Annotated in this window: 20 protein-coding genes and 2 pseudogenes; 12 read left to right on the forward strand and 10 right to left on the reverse strand. The window is 69.7% G+C overall.

Annotated elements, in window-relative coordinates:
* Positions 1–244: 244 nt before the first annotated feature.
* From ACGF4C_RS14010 to ACGF4C_RS14020, 3 genes are all read right to left on the reverse strand, one after another.
* Positions 245–1198, reverse strand: coding sequence for a hypothetical protein (locus ACGF4C_RS14010; RefSeq protein WP_393566125.1), 954 nt, complete (start codon positions 1196–1198; stop codon positions 245–247).
* A 409-nt stretch (positions 1199–1607) separates the two neighbouring features.
* Entirely contained in the window at positions 1608–3344 is a 1737-nt protein-coding gene (locus ACGF4C_RS14015; RefSeq protein WP_393566127.1) for a serine/threonine-protein kinase, read from the reverse strand.
* Between the two features lie 437 nt (positions 3345–3781).
* Positions 3782–5143 carry an MFS transporter gene (locus ACGF4C_RS14020; RefSeq protein ID WP_393566129.1) on the reverse strand — a complete coding sequence of 454 codons (1362 nt, stop codon included), beginning with the start codon at positions 5141–5143 and terminating at the stop codon, positions 3782–3784.
* Between the two features lie 276 nt (positions 5144–5419).
* On the opposite strand from ACGF4C_RS14020, the gene ACGF4C_RS14025 reads away from it, so the two are divergent.
* Positions 5420–6286 (forward strand): GNAT family N-acetyltransferase, encoded by an 867-nt coding sequence (locus ACGF4C_RS14025; RefSeq protein WP_393566131.1) that lies wholly within the window; start codon positions 5420–5422, stop codon positions 6284–6286.
* Positions 6287–6454: 168 nt separating this feature from the next.
* Here the strand turns inward: ACGF4C_RS14025 and ACGF4C_RS14030 are convergent, their stop codons facing one another.
* Complete coding sequence (locus tag ACGF4C_RS14030) at positions 6455–7120, reverse strand: GntR family transcriptional regulator (protein WP_393566133.1); 666 nt, start codon at positions 7118–7120, stop codon at positions 6455–6457.
* A 94-nt stretch (positions 7121–7214) separates the two neighbouring features.
* Between ACGF4C_RS14030 and glyA the strand changes: the two genes are divergently transcribed.
* The 7 genes from glyA (at position 7215) to ACGF4C_RS14065 (ending at position 15370) form a co-directional block, all read left to right on the forward strand.
* Positions 7215–8528, forward strand: a complete 1314-nt coding sequence (gene glyA / locus ACGF4C_RS14035; RefSeq protein ID WP_393566134.1) for a serine hydroxymethyltransferase — start codon at positions 7215–7217, stop codon at positions 8526–8528.
* On the forward strand, positions 8525–9745 hold the full coding sequence (locus ACGF4C_RS14040) for a sarcosine oxidase subunit beta family protein (protein ID WP_393566135.1): 1221 nt from the start codon (positions 8525–8527) through the stop codon (positions 9743–9745). Before glyA ends, ACGF4C_RS14040 begins: the two co-directional genes overlap by 4 nt.
* Before the next feature lie 23 nt (positions 9746–9768).
* Positions 9769–10065, forward strand: a complete 297-nt coding sequence (locus tag ACGF4C_RS14045) for a sarcosine oxidase subunit delta (protein WP_393566136.1) — start codon at positions 9769–9771, stop codon at positions 10063–10065.
* Positions 10062–12947, forward strand: coding sequence for a sarcosine oxidase subunit alpha family protein (locus ACGF4C_RS14050; protein ID WP_393566138.1), 2886 nt, complete (start codon positions 10062–10064; stop codon positions 12945–12947). The genes ACGF4C_RS14045 and ACGF4C_RS14050 overlap by 4 nt, the downstream gene beginning before the upstream one ends.
* Positions 12940–13593 carry a sarcosine oxidase subunit gamma gene (locus ACGF4C_RS14055; RefSeq protein WP_393566139.1) on the forward strand — a complete coding sequence of 218 codons (654 nt, stop codon included), beginning with the start codon at positions 12940–12942 and terminating at the stop codon, positions 13591–13593. Before ACGF4C_RS14050 ends, ACGF4C_RS14055 begins: the two co-directional genes overlap by 8 nt.
* 72 nt (positions 13594–13665) lie before the next feature.
* The gene (gene purU / locus ACGF4C_RS14060) at positions 13666–14550 is read left to right on the forward strand and encodes a formyltetrahydrofolate deformylase (protein WP_393566141.1); all 885 of its coding nucleotides are present in this window, start codon (positions 13666–13668) and stop codon (positions 14548–14550) included.
* 286 nt (positions 14551–14836) lie between these two features.
* Positions 14837–15370 carry a GNAT family N-acetyltransferase gene (locus ACGF4C_RS14065; protein ID WP_393566143.1) on the forward strand — a complete coding sequence of 178 codons (534 nt, stop codon included), beginning with the start codon at positions 14837–14839 and terminating at the stop codon, positions 15368–15370.
* Positions 15371–15547: 177 nt separating this feature from the next.
* Here ACGF4C_RS14065 and ACGF4C_RS14070 read toward each other — a convergent pair whose 3' ends face one another.
* Both ACGF4C_RS14070 and ACGF4C_RS14075 read right to left on the reverse strand, forming a co-directional pair.
* Positions 15548–15673 carry a hypothetical protein gene (locus ACGF4C_RS14070; protein ID WP_393566145.1) on the reverse strand — a complete coding sequence of 42 codons (126 nt, stop codon included), beginning with the start codon at positions 15671–15673 and terminating at the stop codon, positions 15548–15550.
* A 212-nt stretch (positions 15674–15885) separates the two neighbouring features.
* A pseudogene (locus tag ACGF4C_RS14075) lies at positions 15886–16365 on the reverse strand (MFS transporter); the annotation flags it as partial.
* A gap of 83 nt (positions 16366–16448) precedes the next feature.
* On the opposite strand from ACGF4C_RS14075, the gene ACGF4C_RS14080 reads away from it, so the two are divergent.
* The 3 genes from ACGF4C_RS14080 (at position 16449) to ACGF4C_RS14090 (ending at position 19367) form a co-directional block, all read left to right on the forward strand.
* On the forward strand, positions 16449–17153 hold the full coding sequence (locus tag ACGF4C_RS14080) for a GNAT family N-acetyltransferase (RefSeq protein ID WP_393566316.1): 705 nt from the start codon (positions 16449–16451) through the stop codon (positions 17151–17153).
* 727 nt (positions 17154–17880) lie between these two features.
* Complete coding sequence (locus ACGF4C_RS14085; RefSeq protein WP_393566146.1) at positions 17881–18306, forward strand: hypothetical protein; 426 nt, start codon at positions 17881–17883, stop codon at positions 18304–18306.
* Between the two features lie 266 nt (positions 18307–18572).
* Positions 18573–19367 (forward strand): hypothetical protein, encoded by a 795-nt coding sequence (locus ACGF4C_RS14090; RefSeq protein ID WP_393566148.1) that lies wholly within the window; start codon positions 18573–18575, stop codon positions 19365–19367.
* A gap of 19 nt (positions 19368–19386) precedes the next feature.
* On the opposite strand, the gene ACGF4C_RS14095 is transcribed toward ACGF4C_RS14090, so the two are convergent.
* The 4 genes from ACGF4C_RS14095 to ACGF4C_RS14110 all read right to left on the reverse strand — a co-directional run bounded on the left by ACGF4C_RS14095 (position 19387) and on the right by ACGF4C_RS14110 (position 23211).
* Positions 19387–21012: an ABC transporter permease gene (locus ACGF4C_RS14095; protein ID WP_393566149.1), complete on the reverse strand. Its 1626-nt coding sequence runs from the start codon at positions 21010–21012 to the stop codon at positions 19387–19389.
* A complete protein-coding gene (locus ACGF4C_RS14100; protein ID WP_393566150.1) occupies positions 21012–21923 on the reverse strand; it encodes an ABC transporter ATP-binding protein in 912 nt (303 codons plus the stop codon). The genes ACGF4C_RS14095 and ACGF4C_RS14100 overlap by 1 nt, the downstream gene beginning before the upstream one ends.
* A gap of 11 nt (positions 21924–21934) precedes the next feature.
* A complete protein-coding gene (locus ACGF4C_RS14105; protein WP_393566152.1) occupies positions 21935–22366 on the reverse strand; it encodes a hypothetical protein in 432 nt (143 codons plus the stop codon).
* Between the two features lie 263 nt (positions 22367–22629).
* Positions 22630–23211, reverse strand: coding sequence for an MBL fold metallo-hydrolase (locus ACGF4C_RS14110; RefSeq protein ID WP_393566317.1), 582 nt, complete (start codon positions 23209–23211; stop codon positions 22630–22632).
* Between ACGF4C_RS14110 and ACGF4C_RS14115 the strand changes: the two are divergent.
* Positions 23098–23424: pseudogene (locus tag ACGF4C_RS14115) on the forward strand (TetR family transcriptional regulator C-terminal domain-containing protein); the annotation flags it as partial. The gene ACGF4C_RS14110 and the pseudogene ACGF4C_RS14115 overlap by 114 nt on opposite strands.
* Position 23425 lies beyond the last annotated feature (1 nt).

Below are 23425 nucleotides of genomic sequence, written 5' to 3' on the forward strand. Positions count from 1 at the left end.
CGCGATGCTGAGTCTCCTTGCTGCGTATGGTCGTCTGCCATCTCAACTCCGTTCGTAAGGCGCCCGGTTCCTGTTATTGCGTACGCCAAGGAGCCGCCCCCCGGCTGTGCGCACAACGGTGCAGACTGGGAGGGCTGGCCTCCCAGTTCTGCGGGGAATTCACTTCCGCAGGAAATCCCCCGTGTGGCCCCGACCCTCCCTTTCCCGGGTCGAGGCCACGTCGTCGTATGGACTGCCGGTGGGGCTAGATCACGCGCTTGAACCAGGTGATCGGGCTGGTGGTGTTGCGGGCTTGGACGTAGACGCGGGCCGGGACGGCGACCATCCGCTGCTCGGTGTCATTGTTCTGCCGGTAGACGATATAGCCGGTGTAATACCCGCCGTTGCCCCGGGGCTCCAGCCACCCCTTCTTCTTTCCGTCGGGCACGGTCATCTCGACGTCGGTTTCCAGGGTGCTTTGCAGCTTCTTGGTGGAGGTGGACGAGTAGCTGTAGGCGAAACTCACCTCCCCCGGAAGCTCGTTCTTTCCGTCGCTGATCTTCGGTGTGATCTTTCCGCCTATTGACCAGCCTTCGGTCTCGCTCTTCTCGTCGGCCACCGAGCTGGAGATCTTGTAGGTCAGCTTCCCGCCACCGGCCAGGCCGTCTCCGGCGGAGCCTCGGAGGGGATACTTGTCGGTGAGCTTGCCGACGAAGGCGCAGGGCGGCTTCTGGCCGACGCGGGCAGGGTCGTGGTTCGGTCGATTGCAGAGCTGGTCGAGATTTTCCTGGGTCCACTCGTCCTTGTAGCCAGCTTTGCCGGTGAATACCGGGGCGGTGTAGTCGGGCGATTGGTTGAGCCCCGAGATGGGCTCGTAGAGCCTCTTGGCGCTTTCGCGGGCAGGCTCCTTGGTGTTGGGGTCCTCGGCGAACGCCTTGGCCGCGGCCTGGGCATCCTTGATGGCCTGATCGGGGCTGTAGTTGACCTGTCCTCCCTGTACGTCCGAGAGGTTGACCTGCTTGTCGTCGAGGCCGGTGGGCAGGCCCATCACGCTCTCGGAATCCTGGAGCGGAGACCACTTGGTCAGGTCCGCCATGACCTGGTCGTCGGATTCGTAGATGGTGTCGGGCACCGTGGACGAGCCCTCGGCGAAGGCCGGCGCCTGCGAACTGAGTACCGACGCACCGGCGAGAAGAGTGGTGGCGACGGCGATGGTCACGCGGCTACTTCTGCGCTGACGTCGTACGGCAGCTGTGGATGCGGGCATGCGAATTCCCTTCGACCGGCACGCGCGCCTACCCCACTCGTTAAGGTGCGCATGACGGAACTGTGCTGGAGAAGAACGAGGAAACAACGCTGCATCACGCAGGACGCGTCTACCAAAGGGTCCGGGAATTCGGGGTGTGAAGTTCCGGCGGCTTCGGTGCTTGGAGCCTTGTAGGGCTCGTTCGACCACAGAGATGGCATTCCTCGGCGTCCGGTTGCCCCGAACTGATCGGTAGCTTTCGGCGGTGTTCCGGTACGTCGGCCAGAGGGCGGAGAAGGCGAAAGGGAACGCTCAGTAGGGGTGCGGTGGCGGGGCGCGACCTGGAATTCGAGATCGTGGACGAGGACGAAAGACTGACCGGTCAGGACGGTGAGTTGCCCGCCTGGTCCGGCAGCCGAATGCCCTTCATGGTGGTGTCGAAGACGGGCCGGTAGCGGGTCCACCGTGCCTCTGGTGCGGAGAGGTAGACCGTGTACTGGGTGCCGTCCGTCCCGGAGAAGGCCATTTCGACAGCCCGGAATCCGCGCTGTGTGCCGTCGAAGGTGAACTCCCAGTAGCCGGCCCGGAGTCCGCGGAAGGTGGTGCGGCTCATCCGGACCCGTTCGTAGCCGGGGTTGTCCCGACGGGTCTGGGCCTCTTCGGTCTCCTCCCAGTGCCGCAGGGGGTCCGACCCGGCGAACTCCACGACGTCGACCCGCAGGCCCACCAGCCCGGTCGGATCGATGTAACGGATCTCCCCGTCGGGCGCGTCGTCGCGTTTCCAGCCGTCCTGCACGGGGAGCGAGAAGCCCTGTGCCACCTTGACCTGGTGGTACCCGGAGGGCAGTGGGGGAGGAGGAGTCGGGTGGGTGGAGGGGCGGTGCCGGGGGGAGTTGGTCGCGGAGGGGTGGGTGCGCGCCGTTGTGCCGTCGCCCGGAGGCCACAGCAGTACGGCACCAGTCACGCCGGCTCCGGCCACCACCGCCACCGCCGGCACCAGCCATCGCGCCTGGCGGCGGCCGGAACGTCCCTGGCGCGCGGGGGCGACAGCACCCGGCACCGGCTCCCGCCGGGTGGCCGCCTCGACGGGAGCCACCTGCGCACCGGCCATTTTCCCCACGCCGGCTTCTTCCGCACCGGCGAACTTCCCAACGCCGGCCTCTCCCGCCCTGGCCAACTTCCCAACGCCGGCCTCCGCACCGGCCAACTTCCCACCACCGGCCTCCACCGCGCCGATCCACTCCGCCTCGCCGGCCTCCTCCGCACCGGGGGCGCCGTCCGGGACGTGGGGCACCTGCCCTCCAGCCACCTGCCCCAGGAGCCGACGAGCGTCGGAGCCGTCCATCCGGCGGGCGGGGTCCTTGACCAGCAGCCCCTCGATCACCGGGGCCAGGGCACCTGCGCCCCGGGGGCGCGGGTGGTCCTCGGTGGCGATGGCGTACGCCGTCTCGATCGCGGTGTCCCGGAGGAACGGCGGGCGCCCATCGACCGCCTGGTACAGCGTCGCTCCCAGGGACCAAAGGTCGCTGGCCGGGCCGGGCTCGCCCATCGAGCTGCGCAGGCGTTCCGGTGCGAGGTACTGGATCGAACCGATCAACTCCCCGGTCCGCGTCAGAGAGGGCGTCCCCGACACCACGGCGATGCCGAAGTCGGTGAGGACGATCCGGCCGTCATGCGCCAGCAGGACGTTGGCGGGCTTGACGTCGCGATGCAGTACTCCGGCATCGTGCGCGGCGCGCAGGGCACCGGCCATCGCACCGCCGATCCGGGCCGCCTCCCGCGGCGGCAACGCACCCTGTCGCTTGAGCAGATCGCTCAGCGTGACGGAGGGGACGTACTCCATGACGATGCACGGCAGGCCCTCGTCGTCGACGACGTCGTGCACCACGATCACATGGGGGTGGGTGATCCGGGCCGCACTGCGCGCCTCGCGACGGGTCCGTTCGTGGAGGGTGCGCACCTCGTCGTCGTGCAGGTGCGGCGGTACGTGGAGCTTCTTCACGGCCACCTGGCGCCCGAGCACCTCGTCCTCGGCCCGCCAGACCGTGCCCATGCCGCCCCGGCCCAGCCGTTCGATCAGCCGATACCGCCGGGCTATGAGCCGCCCCGATTCGGACACCGTCGGACCCCCTTCTCGGCTACTCGGCTTTTCGGCCATGTCATGGCAACAGATCGTCACCCTAATACGGCGACGTCGGTTGCCATGACACGGGAGCGAGCCGATGCCTCTCGGCCCCAGCTTCAACAAAACCCTCGGTCAGGCTCAGCTTCCTGGGCCGTGACAGCTCTGATGGGTGATCGAGGCGCGGCTGATACATCACCTTGCGAGGGCTGCAACACAAGAGCTGGCTGACTTGCCGGGCACGTGCGCTTTCCCGTGCCGGGCCACGCCCGATCTCGACGGGGCGCGGCGCGTGCGTAACAGCCTCGGGGACGCCGCGGGTACGTAGCAGCAGCCTTGCAGGCTGGGCCGTTGTGCCTGTTTCGGGAGGCGTTGGACGCCGCTGTCAGGCGCGAGTCAGGCGCGCTTTGCCGAGGCCGGATGCTACCGACCCATCATCGGGCCGTACTGTCCGGCACCGTGGCCGACGTGTGCGTGGCTGGTGTCGTCACCAGAGCGTCCGGGCTGGCCGGGCTGGTGGGGAGTCGGTGGGCTGTGACGCATGCGGTGGCCAGGATGCAGGCGAGGACGGCGTAGACCGCCTGGTAGCCGCCGGTGGTATCGGCGAGGTGTCCGGTCACCCAGGGGCCGGCGAAACCGGCGAGGTTGCTGAGTGCGTTGGTCGCGGCGATTGCGGTGGCGGAGTGACGGCCGGCCAGTGAGCTGGTGCAGCGGCTCCAGAGGGCGGGCACGGCGGCCATGTTTGCCGCGACGGTCACGGTCAGCGCGGCCAGGGTGACCAGGGGCAGGTCGCACAGCGCGGCTGCGGTGGCGGCGAGCGCGGCGACGGCGATGGGAACGGTGACCAGCGAGTTCCGCTGTCCTGCGTGGTCACCGTGGCGGCTCCAGAGGAGCATGGTCGGGGCCGCGATGAGGTAGGGGAGGGCGGCGAGCGCGCAGACGCCGGAGGCATTCACCCCGGGGAAGAGCGCGGTGAGGGCTTGCGGAAGGAAGAACTGCAGCGAGTAGGCCGCGAAGCACACGCCCGCCTGCACCAGTGCGAAGGGTACGACCCGCCCCAACACGGTGCGGCCGGTGGTGGTCGGCGGCGTGTCCTTGGCCAACTCCCTTTCCAGCGCCGCACGTTGGGTGGCGGTCAGCCAGGCGGCCCGGCGCGGCGAGTCCGGCAGCAGGCGCAGCGCCGCGGCCCCCAGGACGATGGCAGGCGCGGCCTCGATCAGGAACATCGACCGCCAACCACTGAGACCGAGGACGCCGGCATGCTCGACCAGCAGACCGGAGGTGGGCAGACCGGCTGCGGTCGCCACGGGAATGGCCAGCAGAAATGCCGCCAGCGCACGGGTGCGCCGCTGGGCGGGGAACCAGGTGGTCAGATAGGCGACGACACCGGGGAAGAACCCGGCCTCGGCGAGCCCCAGGAGAAAGCGCGCCAGGTACAGGCCGCGGGCGTCGGTAACGAAGGCGGTGGCGGCCGAGCACAACCCCCAGGCAGTGACCACGCCCGCCAGCCAACGCCGGGCACCGAACCGCTTCAACCCCACGGCAGCCGGCACCTGGAAGAGCACATAGCCCACGAAGAACATCCCGGCGGCGGTTCCGTAGTCCGTCGCGCTCAGGTGCAATTCGGCATTCATGGCCAACGCGGCCACGCCGATGTTGGCGCGGTCAAGGAAGTTGACCACGTACAGCACGAACAGCAGCGGCAACAACCTCCGCGCCACCACACGCACCGCGCCCTGGCCAGCCGCCCCGTCCTTCCCGTCCCGCGCCGCCCCGCTCGCCTCTGCTACCGCCATCGCTCGCCGCCTCCGCTTCTCGGGCCACCTGCTGCCGTCTGCTGTCTGGCGTTTGCTGTCTGCTGTCTGCAGTCGCTGAAGTGACAACGACTCAGCCGCTCTCAGGTGTGCGGGATGAGCTCCAGTGGGCGATGGCTATCTGTGGGCGCCTGGGCGCCCGGGCCCCTTGCCGCTGCTGGTGACAGCGGGTACTCCTTCCAGACCCCAACTCCCCACCCTTCCGACCGGTCGGAAACCGGGTGCGGACCGTCGGTGCGGTGGTGTGTGATCGGGCGTATGACGATTGCGTTGGGCAAGCCGGGAGTCGACGGGCTGAGCGAGGCTGTGGGCGTGCTGCGGGAGTGGCAGTACGAGGGGGCACCGATGCAACTGCATCCGGGGGACCTGGGTTGGTTCTGGCGGTCAGGTGCGGAAGCGACCGCCGCGGCGGTCCGGACATGGAGCCGGGACGGACAGGTACTCGCCGTCGGGCTGCTGGACGGTCCCGGGCTGCTGCGGCTGACGATCGCGCCGGACGCTCACCGGGACGAGGAGCTGGCGCAGCAGTTGGTTGAAGACGTGACCGAGCCGGAGCGCGGCGTGCTGCCCGAGGGGAGGGTGAACATCGAGGCGCCGATGAGTGCACTGGTCCAAGACCTGCTGGCCGAGGACGGCTGGCACGTCGACGAGCCGTGGACGCCACTGCGCCGTGACCTCACGGAGCCGGTACAGGACCCAGGCGTGCGGATCGAGGTGGCCGGGCCGGAGCAGGCGCATGTGTTCGCCGCCGTACATCGGGCAGCGTTCGACGGGTCGAGGTTCACGGACGAGGGCTGGCACGCGATGGCGGCCGGGTTGCCGTACGCCGACGCCCGGTCTCTGATCGCGTACGACGACCGGGGCAACGCGGTGGCGACGGTGACGGTGTGGTCGGCCGGTCCGGGCAGGCCCGGGTTGCTCGAACCGATGGGCGTGCACCGGGACCATCGCCGGCGCGGCTACGGTGAGGCGATCACCGTTGCCGCGGCCGCCACACTCCGGGAGTTGGGATCGTCGAGCGCGATCGTCTGCACCCCGAGCTCCAACGTCGGCGCCGTCGCCACCTACAAGTCGGCCGGCTTCCGGCAATGTCCCGAGGTCCGGGATCGATACCGGGACGCCTAGCGCTTTGTCTCCTCGGTCCCGAGCGGAGCCAAACTTTGGCGTGCGACGTGCGACGTGCGGCATGCGGCATGCGGCAGCGGTGACGGTGCCGAGGAAGACGTATGCGGAGGAAAACGTATCCGCAGGAAGACGTATCCGGAGGTGGTGTCGCCCTTCTGCCGCCCCCCTTCAGATGGCCTCGCGGATGGCCCGCTCGAAGCCCTCGACGTGACCGCGGGCGAGCTGCGCCGCCTGGTCAGGGTCACCGGCGACGATCGCCTCGATCAATGGTCCGTGCTCTTCGACATGGCCGGCCATGTCTGACATGCGCTCGACGAACAGGCACCAGATGCGGGTGGCCAGGTTGTCGTGGCGGACGAGGGTGTCCTCCAGGTACGGGTTGTGGGTGGCGGCGTAGATGGCGCGGTGGACCTGCAGGTCCAGGCGCATGAGCTCGTCGGCGTCGCGGCGACGGGAATCCACGCTCTCCAGCTCCCGCCGGACGGCCGTCAGAGTCGCGCGGTCCGCGGCTGTGGCGCGCCGCGCGGCCTGGGCGGCGGCCAGCGGCTCCAGCTCCAGGCGGACCTCGGAGATGTGGGCCAGGTCGGTGATGTTGACATCGGTGGCGAAGGTGCCGCGCCGGGGATAGGTCGTGATCAGCCGCTCGTACTGGAGCCGCTTGAGTGCTTCGCGCACCGGGGTCCGCCCGACGCCCAGGGACTGTGCCAGCTGGTCCTCGTTGATCGGCGCGCCCGGGCGGATCTCGAGCATGACGAGCCGGTCGCGGATGGCGCGGTAGGCGCGCTCGGCGAGGGAGAGCTCCTCGCCCCTGGGCTCGGTCGCCACGTGCTGCATGAGGCCCCCTTGACGTGTTCAGCAAGCTCCCATACCTTAACGCACAGGCTAATATATCAGTTGCTCATTAGTTGGCTCCCAGAATGGTGTGCAGATGGCAACGAACCCGTCGATCGCCACGGTCGCCTCTCCCCTCACCCTCCCGCTGAGCAAGATCGACCCGGAGATCGCCTCCGCGGTGGACGCGGAGCTCCACCGTCAGCAGTCGACCCTGGAGATGATCGCCTCGGAGAACTTCGCCCCGGCCGCCGTCATGGAGGCCCAGGGCTCGGTCCTGACCAACAAGTACGCCGAGGGCTACCCGGGCCGCCGCTACTACGGCGGCTGCGAGCACGTAGACGTCATCGAGAAGCTGGCCATCGAGCGGGTGACGGAACTGTTCGGCGCCGAGGCCGCGAACGTGCAGCCGCACTCGGGCGCCCAGGCCAACGCAGCCGCGATGTTCGCGCTGCTCAAGCCCGGTGACACGATCCTCGGCCTCGACCTCGCGCACGGCGGTCACCTGACCCACGGCATGCGCCTCAACTACTCCGGCAAGCTCTACAACGTCGTGCCATACCACGTGCGCGAGTCCGACATGCGCATCGACATGGACGAGGTCGAGCAGCTCGCCCTCGCGCACCGGCCCAAGATGATCGTCGCCGGTTGGTCGGCCTACCCCCGCCGGCTGGACTTCGCCGCGTTCCGGCGGATCGCCGACGCAGTGGGCGCGTACCTGATGGTGGACATGGCGCACTTCGCCGGCCTGGTGGCCGCGGGTCTCCACCCGAGCCCGGTGCCGTACGCCGATGTCGTGACCACCACTACGCACAAGACGCTCGGCGGCCCCCGCGGCGGGGTGATCCTCAGCCGCGCCGACCTCGCCAAGAAGATCAACTCGGCGGTCTTCCCGGGCCAGCAGGGCGGTCCGCTGGAGCACGTCATCGCGGCGAAAGCGGTGGCCTTCAAGGTGGCGGCGGGCGAGGCGTTCAAGGAGCGCCAGCAGCGCACCCTCGACGGCGCCCGCATCCTGGCCGGACGGCTGCTGGCCGACGATGTGGCCGAGGCCGGGATCACCGTGCTGACCGGCGGCACCGAGGTCCACCTGGTCCTCGTCGACCTGCGGAACTCCGCGCTCGACGGGCAGCAGGCCGAGGACCGGCTGCACCGCATCGGCATCACCGTCAACCGCAACGCGGTGCCCTTCGACCCCCGCCCGCCGATGGTCTCCTCCGGGCTGCGGATCGGAACCCCGGCCCTGGCCACCCGGGGCTTCGGGACCGCGGAGTTCCGCGAGGTCGCCGACATCATCGCGCTCGCCCTCAAGGAGGAACGCGCCGACGAGCACACGGCTGAGCTGCGCGGCCGCGTCACCGCGCTCGCCGGGAAGTTCCCCCTCTACGCCGACCGGAACGGATTCGCCGGATGACCACCACGCCCCTCCCGGAGCACCCCGACTGGCTCTGGCGCAACCCCGAGCCGCGCTCCTCGTACGACGTCGTCATCGTCGGCGCCGGCGGTCACGGCCTGGCCACCGCCTACTACCTCGCCAAGCACCACGGCATCACCAATGTCGCCGTCCTGGAGAAGGGCTGGCTGGCCGGCGGCAACATGGCGCGGAACACCACGATCATCCGCTCCAACTACCTGTGGGACGCGAGCGCCGCGATCTACGAGCGGGCCCTCAAGCTGTGGGAGCAGCTGCCGGAAGAGCTGGACTACGATTTCCTGTTCAGCCAGCGCGGCGTGCTCAACCTCGCGCACACCCTGCAGGACGTCCGCGAAGGCGTACGCCGGGTCAACGCCAACCGCCTCAACGGCGTCGACGCCGAATGGCTCGAACCGGACGAGGTCGCCAAGGTCTGCCCGATCCTCAACGTCTCGGCCGACACCCGGTACCCCGTCCTCGGCGGCACGTACCAACCGCGGGCCGGCATCGCCAAGCACGACCACGTCGCCTGGGCGCTCGCCCGCCGGGCCGACGACATGGGCGTCGACCTGATCCAGGGGTGCGAGGTCACCGGCTTCCTCAAGGACGGTGACCGGGTCGTCGGCGTCGAGACCAGTCGCGGCTGCATCCGCGCCGGCCGGGTGGGCCTCGCGGCCGCCGGGCACAGCAGCGTGCTGGCCGAGCGGGCGGGCTTCCGGCTGCCGGTGCAGTCCCACCCCCTCCAGGCGCTGGTCTCCGAACTGCACGAGCCGGTGCACCCCACCGTGGTGATGTCCAACCACGTGCACGTCTACGTCTCGCAGGCACACAAGGGCGAGCTGGTGATGGGCGCGGGCGTCGACGCGTACAACGGGTACGGCCAGCGCGGCTCCTTCCATGTGATCGAGCAGCAGATGGCGGCCGCCGTCGAACTCTTCCCGGTCTTCGCCCGCGCTCACGTGCTGCGCACCTGGGGCGGCATCGTCGACGTCACCCCCGACGCGTCCCCCGTCATCGGCACCACACCGATCGAGAACCTCTACGTCAACTGCGGCTGGGGCACCGGCGGTTTCAAGGCCACCCCGGCCGCCGGCCTGACCTTCGCCCACACCATCGCCACCGGCGAACCCCATCCGCTCAACGCCCCCTTCGCCCTTGACCGCTTCACCACGGGCGCGCTGGTCGACGAACACGGCGCCGCAGCCGTGGCCCACTGAAACGCCGCTGAGAGAAGGACACCGTGCTGCTGATCAGCTGCCCCTGGTGCGGTCCGCGCGACGAGACCGAGTACCACTACGGCGGACAGGCCCATGTCCCCTACCCCGAAACCCCCGCGGACCTCACCGACGAGCAGTGGGCCCAGTACGTCTTCTACCGCGACAACCCCAAGGGCCACTTCGCCGAGCGGTGGATGCACAGCCTCGGCTGCCGCCGTTGGTTCAACGTCCTGCGCGACACCGTCAGTTACGACGTTCTCGCCGTCTACCGGCTCGACGAGCCGCGCCCCGAACTGCCCCAGGCCGGAGGGAACCGATGACCGACCAGCACTTCCGGCTCCGGCACGGCGGCCGGGTCGACCGCGGCACCGTGCTGCGGTTCACCGTCGACGGCCGCGAACTGACCGGCCACCCCGGTGACACCGTCGCCTCCGCGATGCTGGCCCACGGCCTCATCGAGGTCGCGCCGTCCCTCTACCGCGGCCGCCCGCGCGGCATCGTCGCCGCCGGTGTCGAGGAGCCCAACGCCCTTCTGCAGCTGGGCAGTTCATGTTCGGAGGGCATGCTCCCGGCGACGACCGTCGAGCTGTACGACGGCCTGTCCGCCACCACCCTGTCCGGCATGGGCCGGCTCGACCCGGCCCCCGACCCCGCGGTCTACGACAAGAAGTACCTCCACACCGACGTCCTGGTCGTCGGCGCCGGACCGGCCGGGCTCGCGGCCGCCGCCGCGGCCGCCGACTCCGGCGCCCGGGTGATCCTCCTCGACGACCAGCCCGAACCCGGCGGTGCGCTGCTCTCCGGACGCACCGAGACAGTCGGCGCGCAGCCCGCCCTCGCCTGGGTCTCCGACATCCGCGCGGCGCTCGACGCCGCTCCCGAGGTCACCGTCCTGCCGCGCACCACGGCGTTCGGTTCGTACGACGACAACTACGTGCTGGCCCTGCAGGCGCGCACCGACCACCTCGGAGCAGCGGCGGCCCCTGAGGGCGTTTCGCGCCAGCGGTTGTGGCACCTCCGCGCCCGCCAGGTGGTCCTGGCGACCGGCGCGCACGAGCGTCCGCTGGTCTTCGCCGGCAACGACCGGCCCGGAGTGATGCTCGCCGCGGCCGTGCGCTCGTACCTCAACCGGTACGGCGTGGCTCCGGGCTCGCGGGCCGTGGTGAGCACGACCAACGACAGCGCCTATGACACGGTCGCCGATCTCCACGCCGCCGGGATCGACATCGCCGCCGTCGTGGACGCGCGTCCGGAGCTGTCCCACCGGGCCGCCGAGGTCGCCGCGGCGACGGGGCTACGGGTGCTGACCGGCAGCACGGTGGTCGACACCGCGGGCGAGGGCCGGCTCACCGGAGTCACCGTCCAGGCGCTTGACGCGGACAACCAACTGACCGGTTCTTCACAGACGTTCGACTGCGATCTGCTCGCCGTCTCGGGCGGCTGGAGCCCGGTCGTGCACCTGCACAGCCAGCGCCAGGGCCGGCTGCGCTGGGACGAGGACCTGGTCGCCTTCGTGCCTGATGGTTACGTACGGGACCAGCAGGTGGTCGGTGCGGCGCGCGGGACGTACGACCTCGACGGCTGTCTGGCCGAGGGGGCGCGGGCGGGTGCGCAGGCCGCGACGGACGCCGGGTTCCCGGTCGCCGTTCCGTCGCCCGGCGATGCCCGGCCCGTGGGCCCGACGCGTGCCGTGTGGCTGGTGCCCGCCCCCGACGGCGAGCCCGGTGTCTGGGACACCCACTTCGTCGATCTGCAGCGCGACGTCACCGTCGCCGACGTCTGGCGGTCCACCGGAGCCGGTATGCGCAGCGTCGAGCACGTGAAGCGCTACACCTCGCTCGGCACGGCCAACGACCAGGGCAAGACGTCCGGCGTCAATGCGATCGGCGTGATCGCCGAGGCCCTCGGCGCGGGCGCGTCACCCGGGGAGATCGGCACCACGGCCTACCGTGCGCCCTACACGCCGGTGGCCTTCGCCGCCCTGGCCGGGCGGGAGCGCGGCGAGCTGTTCGACCCGGAGCGCACCACCTCCATCCACGGCTGGCATGTGGCGCACGGAGCGGAGTTCGAGGACGTCGGGCAGTGGAAGCGCCCCCGGTACTACCCCCTGCCCGGTGAGGACATGGACACGGCCGTGGCCCGCGAGTGCCGCGCGGCCCGTGGGGGAGTGGCGTTCATGGACGCCTCCACCCTCGGCAAGATCGAGATCTGGGGCGCGGATGCCGGCGAGTTCCTCAACCGGATCTACACCAACGCCTTCAAGAAGCTCAAGCCCGGCATGGCCCGCTACGGCGTCATGTGCAAGCCCGACGGCATGATCTTCGACGACGGTGTGACGCTGCGCCTCGACGACAACCGCTACTTCATGACGACCACGACCGGCGGCGCCGCCGGGGTCCTGGACTGGCTGGAGGAGTGGCTGCAGACCGAGTGGCCCGGACTCGACGTCCACTGCACGTCGGTGACCGAGCAGTGGACGACGATCGCCGTCGTCGGCCCCCGCTCCCGCGAGGTCGTCGCCCAACTCGCGCCCGATGTCGACCTGTCCACCGAAGCGTTCCCGTTCATGGCCTTCCGCGAGACCACCCTGGCCTCCGGTGTCCCGGCCCGCATCTGCCGGATCTCCTTCTCCGGCGAACTCGCCTACGAAATCAACGTCTCCGCGTGGTACGGCCTGGCGGTCTGGGAGGAGGTGGATGCGATCGGCCGCCCCTACGACATCACGCCGTACGGCACCGAGACCATGCACGTCCTGCGGGCCGAGAAGGGTTACATCATCGTCGGCCAGGACACCGACGGCACCGTCACGCCACAGGACGCGGGTATGTCCTGGGTCGTCTCGAAGCAGAAGGACTTCGTCGGCAAGCGGTCCTACTCCCGCGCCGACACCTCCCGCACCGACCGCAAGCAGCTGGTCGGCCTGCTACCGAGCGACCGCACGACCCGGCTGCCCGAGGGCACCCAGCTCATCGCGCCGGACGTGCCCCTCACCCCGGAAGCCGGGCCGGTGCCGATGCTCGGCCACGTCACCTCCAGTTACCACAGCGAGGCGCTGGGCCGCCCGTTCGCCCTCGCCCTGGTCGCCGCCGGCCGGGACCGGGTCGGCGACACGCTCTTCGCCCCCGTCGGCGACGACCTCGTACCCGTCCGGGTCACCGAACCCGTCCTCTACGACCCCGAAGGGACCAAGCGAGATGGCTGAGCCGACGTTCGACCCAGGCGCAGGCGCAGGCGCAGGCGCAGGCGCAGGCCCGGTCGCACTGCGCAGAAGCCCGCTGGCGCATCTGGAGGAGCGGATCCGCGCCGCCGCCGTCACCGGCGCCCGCGGCGTCACGCTGACCGAATGGCCGTTCCTCACCATGGTGAACCTGCGCGTCGCCCCCGCTTCCGAAGCGGCCGCCCGCATCGAGAAGACCCTGGGCACATCGCTCCCGCGGCAGTGCGGCCACACGTCCGCATCCGGCCCCCACACGGTCTGCTGGCTCGGCCCCGACGAGTGGCTCGTACTGTCCCAGGCCGAATCGACCGCTGTGACCGCCGAGTTGCGCCAGGCACTCGGAGGGGCTCCGGGCTCGGTCGTGGACGTTTCCGCCAACCGCACCACGCTGGAGCTGAGCGGCCCGGCCGCCCGGCAGGTACTGGAGAAGGGCTGCCCACTGGACCTGCACCCCCGGTCCTTCGCACCCGGCCAAGCCGTGTCGACCACGGTGGGCCCCGTTGCGGTCCTGCTCTGGCAGGTCGACGACAAGCCCACGTACCGGCTGTTCCCACGCTCCTCGTTCGCCGACTATCTGGCGCGCTGGCTCATCGATGCGATGCGCGAGTACCGCGGCCCCGAGGTCCCCTGATGGCACTCAGCGCATTCGACCTCTACTCGGTCCGCATCGGCCTCCTCCTCACCGTAATCGAGTGCTGACACCATGACTGATCTCGCAGCTTCCGCCACGGCGCCGCCCGTCGAGCACATCCTCACCGTCGACTGCCCCGAGGCTCCCGGCATCGTGCATGCCGTCTCGCGGTTCCTTCTCGAGCACGGCAGCGACATCATCGACAACCACCAGTTCGGTGACCGCCGCGACGGCCATTTCTTCATGCGGGTCCACTTCGCCACCTCCGGCAGCGAGAACACCACCGAGGCCCTCCGCCGGGACTTCGCCACCGTGGCCGCCCCCTTCGCGATGCGGTGGCACCTCGAACCGGCCGGCACCCGGCGCCGCGTGCTCGTCATGGTGTCCCGCCACGGCCACTGCCTCAACGACCTGCTCTTCCGCACCCGTAGCGGTGACCTGCCCGTCGACGTGGTCGCCGTGGTCTCCAACCACCCCGACCACGAGGCACTCGTCAGCTGGCACGGCATCCCGTTCTTCCACGTGCCGGTCACCGCCTCGACCAAGCCCGAGGCCGAAGCCCAACTCCTGGGGATCGTCGAGGAGTTCGACGTGGACCTGGTCGTGCTGGCCCGCTACATGCAGGTCCTTTCCAACGACCTGTGCACCCGACTGGCCGGCCGGACGATCAACATCCACCACTCGTTCCTGCCGAGCTTCAAGGGCGCCAAGCCCTACCACCAGGCACACGACCGCGGCGTCAAGCTCGTCGGCGCCACAGCCCACTACGTCACCGCCGACCTCGACGAAGGCCCGATCATCGCCCAGGAGGTCATCAGCGTCGACCACAGCCACACCCCCGACGACCTGGCCGCCATCGGCCGCGACGCAGAGTCGGCAGCCCTGGCCCGAGCGGTCCGGTGGCACTGCGAGGGCCGGGTGTTCGTCCAGGGCCGGCGCACGGTGGTCCTCCGCTGACGACCGGACGCCTCCCTCGCACCTGCGGGCGGTGGGTTCCGACATCCGTACTCGGCTCTCCACGTCCGGGAAGCCCGGGGTGGCGTCGAGGCGTGGGGCCGCCGATGGGTGCCGGCCGTGGTGTCGGCCGTGGTGTCTGCCTGGCCTCTGCCGGACAGGCACCCTTTGTTCGCAACAGTTCCCTAGGAGGCGTTCAGCGGTTGCGATCACACTGCCGAAGTGGGGGAGTGCGGGGCTGCCATAAAAGAGAAGCCGGGCGGTGGTTGGGTTCCCTATATTCGTGGTCATGCCCGAAATGCAGCTGCTCCGTCCAGGCCATATCTCCGCGTTGCTCGCCTTCGAGCAGGAGAACCGGGCTTACTTCGCCGCCTCTGTGCCCGACCGAGGTGATGACTACTTCGCCCGGTTCGACGAGCGGCTGCGCGGCCTGCTTGCCGAGCAGGAGGCTGGTGTCTGTTACTTCCACGTGCTGGTCGGCGCCGACGGCGAGGTGCTGGGGCGCATCAACCTCATGGATGTGGCGGATGGCGGTGCCGAGCTCGGATACCGGATCGCGGAGCGTGCCGCAGGCCAGGGGCTGGCCACCAGAGCCGTGCGTAAGCTGTGCGACCTGGCTGCCAACAGCTACGGGCTGACCTTCTTGCGGGCCGCGACCACGCTCGACAATGCCGCATCGCGGGCCGTGCTGGCTCGCTCAGGGTTCGCGGTCGTCGGCGAGAGGCAACTCTCCGGTCGCCCCGGTCTGTCGTACCTCCGCAGTCTTACGGATTTCCGGACTCGGCCCGGTGCGCCGGCCGGCGTTCAATCAAGGGCGAGTTGACCGCCTGCGGTGAGGAGGCAGCGCCTCACCAGCCGTCTTACGGCGGGCTCGTGCCCAGGGCGCTGCCGGCCCCCGCCGCTGTCGGCCCCGCTAGCGCACCCGCCCGGTCGGTCTGTGCGAGCGCCTACGGCTGAAGCAACTGCCGTCCCCCCGTGTTCCGTTCGGGTTGATGGGGGATCAGCCTGTGCCGCTGGGGCGCCAGGGGGCGTCGGCTTCGGTGGGGAGGGCGTGGGCCGAGATGCGGAGGGCGTAGACGGGCGGCCCATCGCCGGGGACCGGGCCGAGGTAGTGGTGTCCGGTCATGTGGCACCAGGCAGGCAGGTCGAGGGGGGGCGGCTGGGTCGGTGGCGATGATGTGGACGACGGTGCCGGGGGTGGCGCTGTCGATGGCCTTGCGGATGCGCATCAGGAGGGTGACGCAGAGCAGTCCGGTGCCGTCGACGGTGATGTCCGGCGCGGGCGTCAGGGGGTTCATGGGGTTCGGGGGGTTGGTGGAGTTCGTGGGGTCCATGGGCTCACGCGGTTCGTCGGTGGTAGGCGGTGGCGGCGATGGCAGGCAGGAGAGCGAGGGAGAGGATGCCGCCGGTGAGGGCGAGGGCGGGATAGCTGGTGGTGGTGACCATCATGCCGGAGGCCATGCCGCCGGTGGCTCCGGCGAGGGCGATGGAAACGTCGACCAGGCCCTGGGGCTTGGCGCGGGTGGTGAGCAGGACGGTGTCGGTGATGATCGCGGTACCGGAGACGAGGCCGCGGTTCCAGCCCAGCCCGAGCAGGGCAAGGGCGCATGCCAGGAGCGCGGCGGAGTCGCCGGGCGCGGCGGCGGCCCGGATGCCGGCGGTCAGCAGGGTGATGCCGGAGGCGGCGGCGATCTTCGTACGGCCGTAGCGGTCGACGAGCCAGCCGGTCAGCGGGGAGGGCAGGTACATGACGCCGACGTGGACGGCGATGACGAGGCCGGAGGCGGCGGTGCCGTGGTTGTGGTCGTGCATGTGCACCGTGTCAGCCAGACTGGGGAATGCGCCCGGCGGTGTCGCGCCGCCCGGCCGACAGCATACGCAGCGGGAAAGGGCACAGCACGATGACAAGCGGTGACACCGCGGCACTGGACGACCCGGTGGGCGAATCGCTACGCGGCCGCCATGCAGGTCTCGGGCGCCGACTCGGCCGGGCTGCCACCTACCTGCCGCACTTCGCGACCTTCTCGTCGGTGCCGGCCGACGCCGACGCGGCGGACTGGGCAGACCTCGCGCGGCTCCTCGGTCACAAGGCGTTCGCCGACATGTTCAGCTGCCCGGCGTCCCCACCGTCGGACTGGGAGCCGGTCTTCGTCCTCGAAGGCCGACAGCTGATCTGGCCCGGCAGCAGCCGCCCCGACCAGGCTCCTGCCGCGGCCGGAACCGAGGTGGTCGAACTGGGTGCAGCCGATGCACCCCAGATGCTCGACCTGGTCGCACAGACCCAACCAGGACCGTTCTGGCCACGCACCTACGAACTGGGCACCTACCTCGGCATTCGCGAGGGCGGCAGACTGCTGGCCATGGCGGGCGAACGGCTCCGGCCACCGGGATGGACCGAGATCAGCAGCGTCTGCACAGCCCCCGAAGCACGCGGGCAAGGCCACGCCGCCCGCCTGGTCAGCAGCCTCATCGCACGCATCCTGGCTCGCAACGAACGCCCCTTCCTGCACGCGGCCGAAACGAACACCGGCGCGATCGCACTCTACGAACGACTTGGCTTCGTGAGCCACAAGCACGTGACCTTTCGCGGATTCCGTACTCCGTGACTGGGACTGGGGCTGACTGTCCAGACATGCCCCGCCAACAGCCCTCGCAGTCGGTGCACATGGTTGTGGGCCACGCCCCGCGCTCGGGCCGGCGGCTCCCCGTCCCACGCCAGGTCGATCAGCCGGTGCACCGGGACCACACGGTTGATCTCGCTGATCAGCACCGCGGCCACGGTACGGATGCGGCCCGCCCCCAGGGCCAGTGACAGGCCCTGGTCCGTCTCGATCTGAACTGGCCCTAGCAGCCGCAACTGAACCATCGTGCCCTCTTGTGCATACCGCCGAACGGCGCGTGCGTCCTGAACGCCCTTGCTCATGTATTGACCGCGGAATTACCTCCAAGGTTGACGGCCCCATGTCCCTCACACCATGTGGAACATCTGGTGCCCCAGTGCCTCATGGCATTTGCCGGACCGGTCCGCCGCGGCTCGTTGTGGCTCGATGCGGCCCGATGGGGCCCGCTGCAGTCCGATGGGGAACCCGATGCGGTCCGATGACGGCCCGGCCCCTTCCCTTTCCCCCGTGCCGACTTCATCTCCTCAGTGGCTTTTTCACTTTGATGTGGGATCGGCCCGGTCCGCATGCTTTGTCATGGATTGGTAAAGGTGCCGGGTGGGGCGCAACGGGCGGGGCGGCCAGCTCATCTGGGTAGTCAGCGAGGCGCACCAGGCGCCTACGTGAACGGGTGGGTCTCACCATGTGCGGGAGACCCACGGGAGGGAAGCCCATGACCAGGACGAAGAAGACCGGGATGAGGGCGCGGGGCGGTCGTGTGGCCGTGGTCGGTGCGCTCGGTCTGGCCTCGGTGGCTCTGGCCGCCGTGCCGGCATTCGCCAAGGGCAGTGTGGAGATCAAGGCGCCGCACACGGCGCACGTCGGCAAGGCCTTCACAGTCACGGCGCGCGGGGATGACGACGCTGCCAGCTACCTGCAGATATGCCTGGAGGGCCGCAGCGGCGGGCATGCGTGGCACCGGATGACCTGCGGCGCCGTGGTCGACACGGGCACCGAAGCGCGGGCCACCGCACACGTCAAGGCCGCGCACCGCGGCACCCAGCAATACCGAGCGGCTCTGTACGGCCTGACCAGCCCGAACGACCGCCACCCCGTACGCGAGAGGACCTCTACCGTGGCGAAGGTCGCGGTTCGCTAAGCCCAGCGACTTCGCTAAGCCCAGTGACGTGGCCATGGGCAGCCAGCGCAGCCATTGATGACACCCCGGTGCCCCGGACCCCTACGGTGGCTGTCGGCGAATCCGGTGGTGCGGTGACGGCTGCCTGTACCACCCCGTTGGGGTGGTACAGGCAGCCGTCGTGTTCAGGGGCGGGGGCGGTGGGTCGGCGGAGACAGTCGGGCGGGACCAGGCTCCTGGACGGACGCCGGCCATCGGGGCTGCTCTCGGTCGCATAATCGAGGCCTATGCGAGACACGAGACCGTCGGAGCACCCAGGGCCGACCGAGCATTACCTCTTCAGTGACAGCCGAACGGTGGTACTGGAGCGTGGAATTCAGTGGGAATCCACGCCTGGCCGGGATCCGATCGAGCTGGAGCGAATGACCGCTCAATGTGCTGTCCGAGCGCTGGCGGTGCTGTGCGAGGGGCTCATCAGGCCGCTGACGTTCTGTGCGACCAGCAACTGGGTGGATGAGTTCGGCTGGCCGGCCGACGGCTGTCCGTCGCGAGGGAACTGGTTTCTCAAGACACCGCAGTCACCGCCCGACGCCCGCCCACCCTATGTGGACCCTCAGGTCGTGGAGGCAGCCACGGTCGACGAGCGGTCGATGCTCACCATCGTCGACCGCCTGCTTGACGAACCGTATGAGGCACCCGAAGGCCGGCGCCTGGCCTGGGCGGAAATGCTTGTGAACCACACCTGGGCCCGGCTGCCTGAACCCGACCGGCACATGCAGCACGATGAACTACGCATCGATGACCACGACAACAAGCTGCGTCGCGTTGTGGTCCCTTGTGAACGTGCCAACGGCCGCACCTGGGTGACCAGGCCGGAGACCAGTGTGTGGTATCCGTTCCTGCTGAGGGCGCAGAAGTCCTTCGGCACGGTGTACTCCGACGGGCACGAGTACGACGAATTCATCGAGGTGGTGATTCACGTCAACTGGTCACTCTGGTGGCATGCCGGGCAGGGCCGAGCACTGCTCGACCAAGCCGTGGAGCGCCTTCTGCGGCAAGGATGGCGCTACGGAAATCCGTAATTAACGTGGCCCCGGGCGGTCAGATTCTCGTCATCGTGCGACGGGCCGCGCTCGACAAGAAGACAATGCCGACCATCGCTGCCGCGCTCAGGAGCACGAATGCCGGTGGCATGCCGGCCGGGGATCCGTTGCCGGTCCGGATCGCGCCCATGAAGTCGACCGGCGCGATGCCGTTCACCGTGCCGTACCACAGGGGCAGATAGGCGAACTGGAAGAGGCGGTGGGTCCGGCTGAGCGTGCCGAGCACCAGGGCGAAGGACGGGATGAAGAGTGCTCCGCACAACCAGTGGATCAGGCCCTGGGCGTCAGCTCCGGTGCACATGCGCAGCGCCGGGCCGATGCCCGCGACGGCCGTGAGTACGAACCCCGCTGCCCATTCCGCGGCCAACCGAATACGCGCCGAGGGGTAGGCGCTGAGGATGGCTTCGACACCGAATTCATGGCGTTGGGTGCCCAGTCGGGACCAGATGAGCACCGGCCAGATCCAGGCCAACGGCAGCAGAATCCGTGTCACGCCGGTGGCCGGCGTGGCCATCTGGGCGACGGCGGCGAGGAGGAGAACACCGGCCCACCACCACCGGGGCGTGCCTTGGAGGAGGATGCGGACTTCTCCCAGGAGCAGACGCAGTGCGGGATTGCCGTAGCGCACCGAGGCCTGGGGCAGGGTGGCGAATCCGGCGGACCGGGCCTGCGTACCCGTACGGTCTTCCCACGTGACTGGCGCGGGTGTTGCGGCGCCCTCCGGTGTGTTTCCGGGGTCCGTTCCGGAGGTCGCGAGGGCGCCCGCTCGCGCCGGGTCGAACCGGTGGAACCACAGGGCCGGGAGCAGGGTGAGTGCCAGGGCGATGACCACCAGTGCGTACCGGCCGAGGAGGAATCCGGGGCTCAGGTCGAAGCCGTGCCAGACGAAGGTCTTCAGCGGCTTGTCCACCACTGTGAGTCCCAGGCTGAATTCCCCGACCTGTTGGGGATCGATGCCCTGCGCCTTCAGGTCCGCGGCCAGTGACCGGACGACGCTGTGTACGCCGATCCCGCCGAGCGGTGCGTGGGGAGACTGCCCGCCGATGGCGATGAACGCCCAGATGAAGAACCACAGGACATTGCCCAGCCCGGCCCTCAGCAGCGGAATCGCCTCGAAGAGAAGCGCCGCGGCGGCGGTGAACGCCATCAGCGGCAGGGCGATCACGATGAAGGGGCTGAGCAGCTGAACGGGGTCGACCGTCATGGACTCGGCGCGCGCCAGTTGCATGACGACCGCGGTGACCACGAGGACACCCAGCATGGAGGACAGCACCAGCACACTGCTGAGGAACTTGGCGAGCAGATAGGCCCACGTCCGCAGCGGCGTGGCCGCCAGGAGCCGGCCCACGCCGGTGCTCTCGTCCCGTGAGATGGCGTTGCGTACGACGTAGAAGCCGCCGAGGGAGAGCCAGACCGTTCCGGCCAGCGCGACGACCATGCCGATGTAGGCGCTGTTGTAGGTGCCGCGGTAGGTGCCGATCTGCACGACCACCCAGCCGGCCTCCTTGGCCGGTGTGGCGAGGTAGCCCAGTCCGACCGCGGCGATCAGGATGACGGCGTACGCCGGCCGGCGCACGCGGTCCCAGAAGTCCCCGAGGGCGAGCCTGATGAGGGTCTGCAACATCACGGCCACCCCGTCCGCTCGGCGGGAGCGGTCGGCGCCACGGCTTGCGTCGCGTGGTTCACGATGGCCAGGTAGGCGTCCTCAAGGTCGGGCTCGACCCGTTGTGCGGTGGCGTACGGTGGCACGTGGGTCAGCATTCGTACCCGCACCCCGCTCGACGTGCGGATCAACCTGCTGACGAGCTGCCCCTTCTGGATGCCGGGAAGGTCCGCCGGGTCGACGAGGACTTCCCATACGCGTCCCTCGACCGCGGCCAGCAGCTCCTCCGGCGCCCCCCGCCGGATCAGCCGTCCTCCGGCGACCACCGCGATGTCTGAGGCCACGGACTCGACGTCGGAGACGATGTGCGTGGAGAGCATCACGACGCGGTTCGCTGCGAGGTCGCTCAGCAGGTTGCGGAAGCGGACCCGCTCCTCGGGATCGAGGCCGGCGGTGGGCTCGTCCACGATGATCACCTTGGGGTCGGCAAGCAGCGCCTGGGCGATGCCCACCCGTCGCAGCATGCCGCCCGAGTACTTCCCGAGAGGGCGCTTGACCGCCTCGGTGAGGTTGACCAGTTCCAGCAGTTCGTCGATGCGGGCCCGGGCGGAGCGGGCCGAGAGGCCCTTGGCGGCGGCGAGGTAGGAGAGGAACTCACGAGAGGTGAGGTGGGGGTAGACCCCGAAGTCCTGCGGGAGGTAACCGAGGGTGCGGCGCAGCACCTCGGGCTTGGCCACCACGTCCGTACCGTGGAACAGGACCTGGCCGCTGGTCGGCCGGGTCACGGTCGAGGCGATCCGCATGAGCGAGGACTTGCCGGCCCCGTTGGGACCGAGCAGCCCGAGCATCCCGGTTTCCAGCCGCATCGTCATACCGTCCACGGCCCGCTTGCCGCCCCGGTAGACCTTCGTGATGTCAACGAGTTCGAGCACGCTGTGTCCTCCTACGCACCGTGGGCCTGGGCCCGCACACCGGAAAACGGCGCGGAAGCGGTCGTATGCGTGCCCTTGAGGTGGGTGGCGCGGCCGTTGCGCAGGACCTTCACCGACTTCGGCACCTCGACGCGGAAGCGCACATCACAGTTGGCGAACCGTGAGCACCCGGCACTCAAGTCCAGGGTCCTTCCCTTGAGTTCCCAGCTGGAGTGCGGCTCTGCGCCGGTCCCCACGTCGAACCAACGGGTGACCTTGACGTCCTTGCGGTGCGTCGCGACGAGGTCGGTGGGGACACCATGGGCCCGCACATCGAGCGTGGAGCCGGCGAGCGAGAAGCGCTTCGTCTCGGGCGTTGCCTCCTTGGCGTCGGCGCAACCCGTGACGGCGGCCAGCGAGATCAGGGCGACAGCGGCCAGAATGCTCCTGGACACACTGCGCATCGACGAACCAGGGCTGAGCACGTGGACCTCCGGAAAGCTTGGTGGGTGGCTCCCAGCATGGTTTTTCCGAGGTCCGGCGACATCTGCCGTTCGGCAGATATCCGGTGACCGGTCCGCGTGCCTGTGCCTGATCCGACGGGTGACGGGGCGGCTTCGGCGGCCCAGGCACGGATGAGGTGTGCAGGGGTCGGGTCGGTGACGGCGCCCCAATTCGCCCCGCCTGCAACGACGTTGAGCCTTCCCGGCAGAGGATGGGCAGCGGGTCAGAGGCTCAGCTCTTCGCCCAGGCCCGGGGTGCGGACCTCGTACGGCTCGCCGGTGGCCGCGTCGAGGAAGCGGGCGAGTTCGTCGGGCTGGGTGGTGTAGAAGCCCTCGGCGTGGAAGCCGTCGTAGTGGATCGGTATCGCGGTTCTCGCCTGGAGGAGGCGGGCGGCGACGGCAGCGTGCCGGGCGTCGAGGGCGGCGGGGTAGGGGCTCGGTGGCTGGCAGTGCGGGAAGCACACGGTCGGCCCGTTGACGGGGGTGAGGACGGCATCGAACGGGCCGTAGCGGTGAGCGGCCCGCCACCAGTAGCCGTGGTGCATCGTGTCGCCCAGGTGGATCACGCGGGTGCCGTCGGCTTCGACGGCCCAGGAGACCTGGGGGTCGCCGAGGGCGTCCACGGCGGGAACAGCCGCGATGGTGAACGGCCCGATGGTCGTGGTCTCCCACAGGCCCATGGGAGTCCGTTCCCGAACGGCTGCTTCGTCACGGCCGCCTCCTGTGAACTCGACGGCCAGCCGGGGGAGTTGCGCACCTGCCTCCGCGACGCGGTGACCCGCTGGCGGCGTTTCCTGGCCGGGCAGATCACCGCCGCGCAGGCAGCCGGCGACCTCGCCCCGGATCTCGACCCGGAGGACCTTGTGTCCACCCTGACGGGTATCGCCATGGCCGCCAACCAGGAGATCCAACTCCTCGGCGACGAACGGGCCGCGAGCCGCGCCCGCCGCCTCATGCGCACCGCGCTCGCCTCGCACCGCCCCGGGCCGGCCGCCCAGGCACGCACCGAGACCCCGTGAC

It is taken from the genome of Streptomyces sp. NPDC048197 (assembly GCF_043202395.1).
In the GTDB taxonomy this organism is placed as follows: domain Bacteria; phylum Actinomycetota; class Actinomycetes; order Streptomycetales; family Streptomycetaceae; genus Streptomyces; species Streptomyces siderophoricus.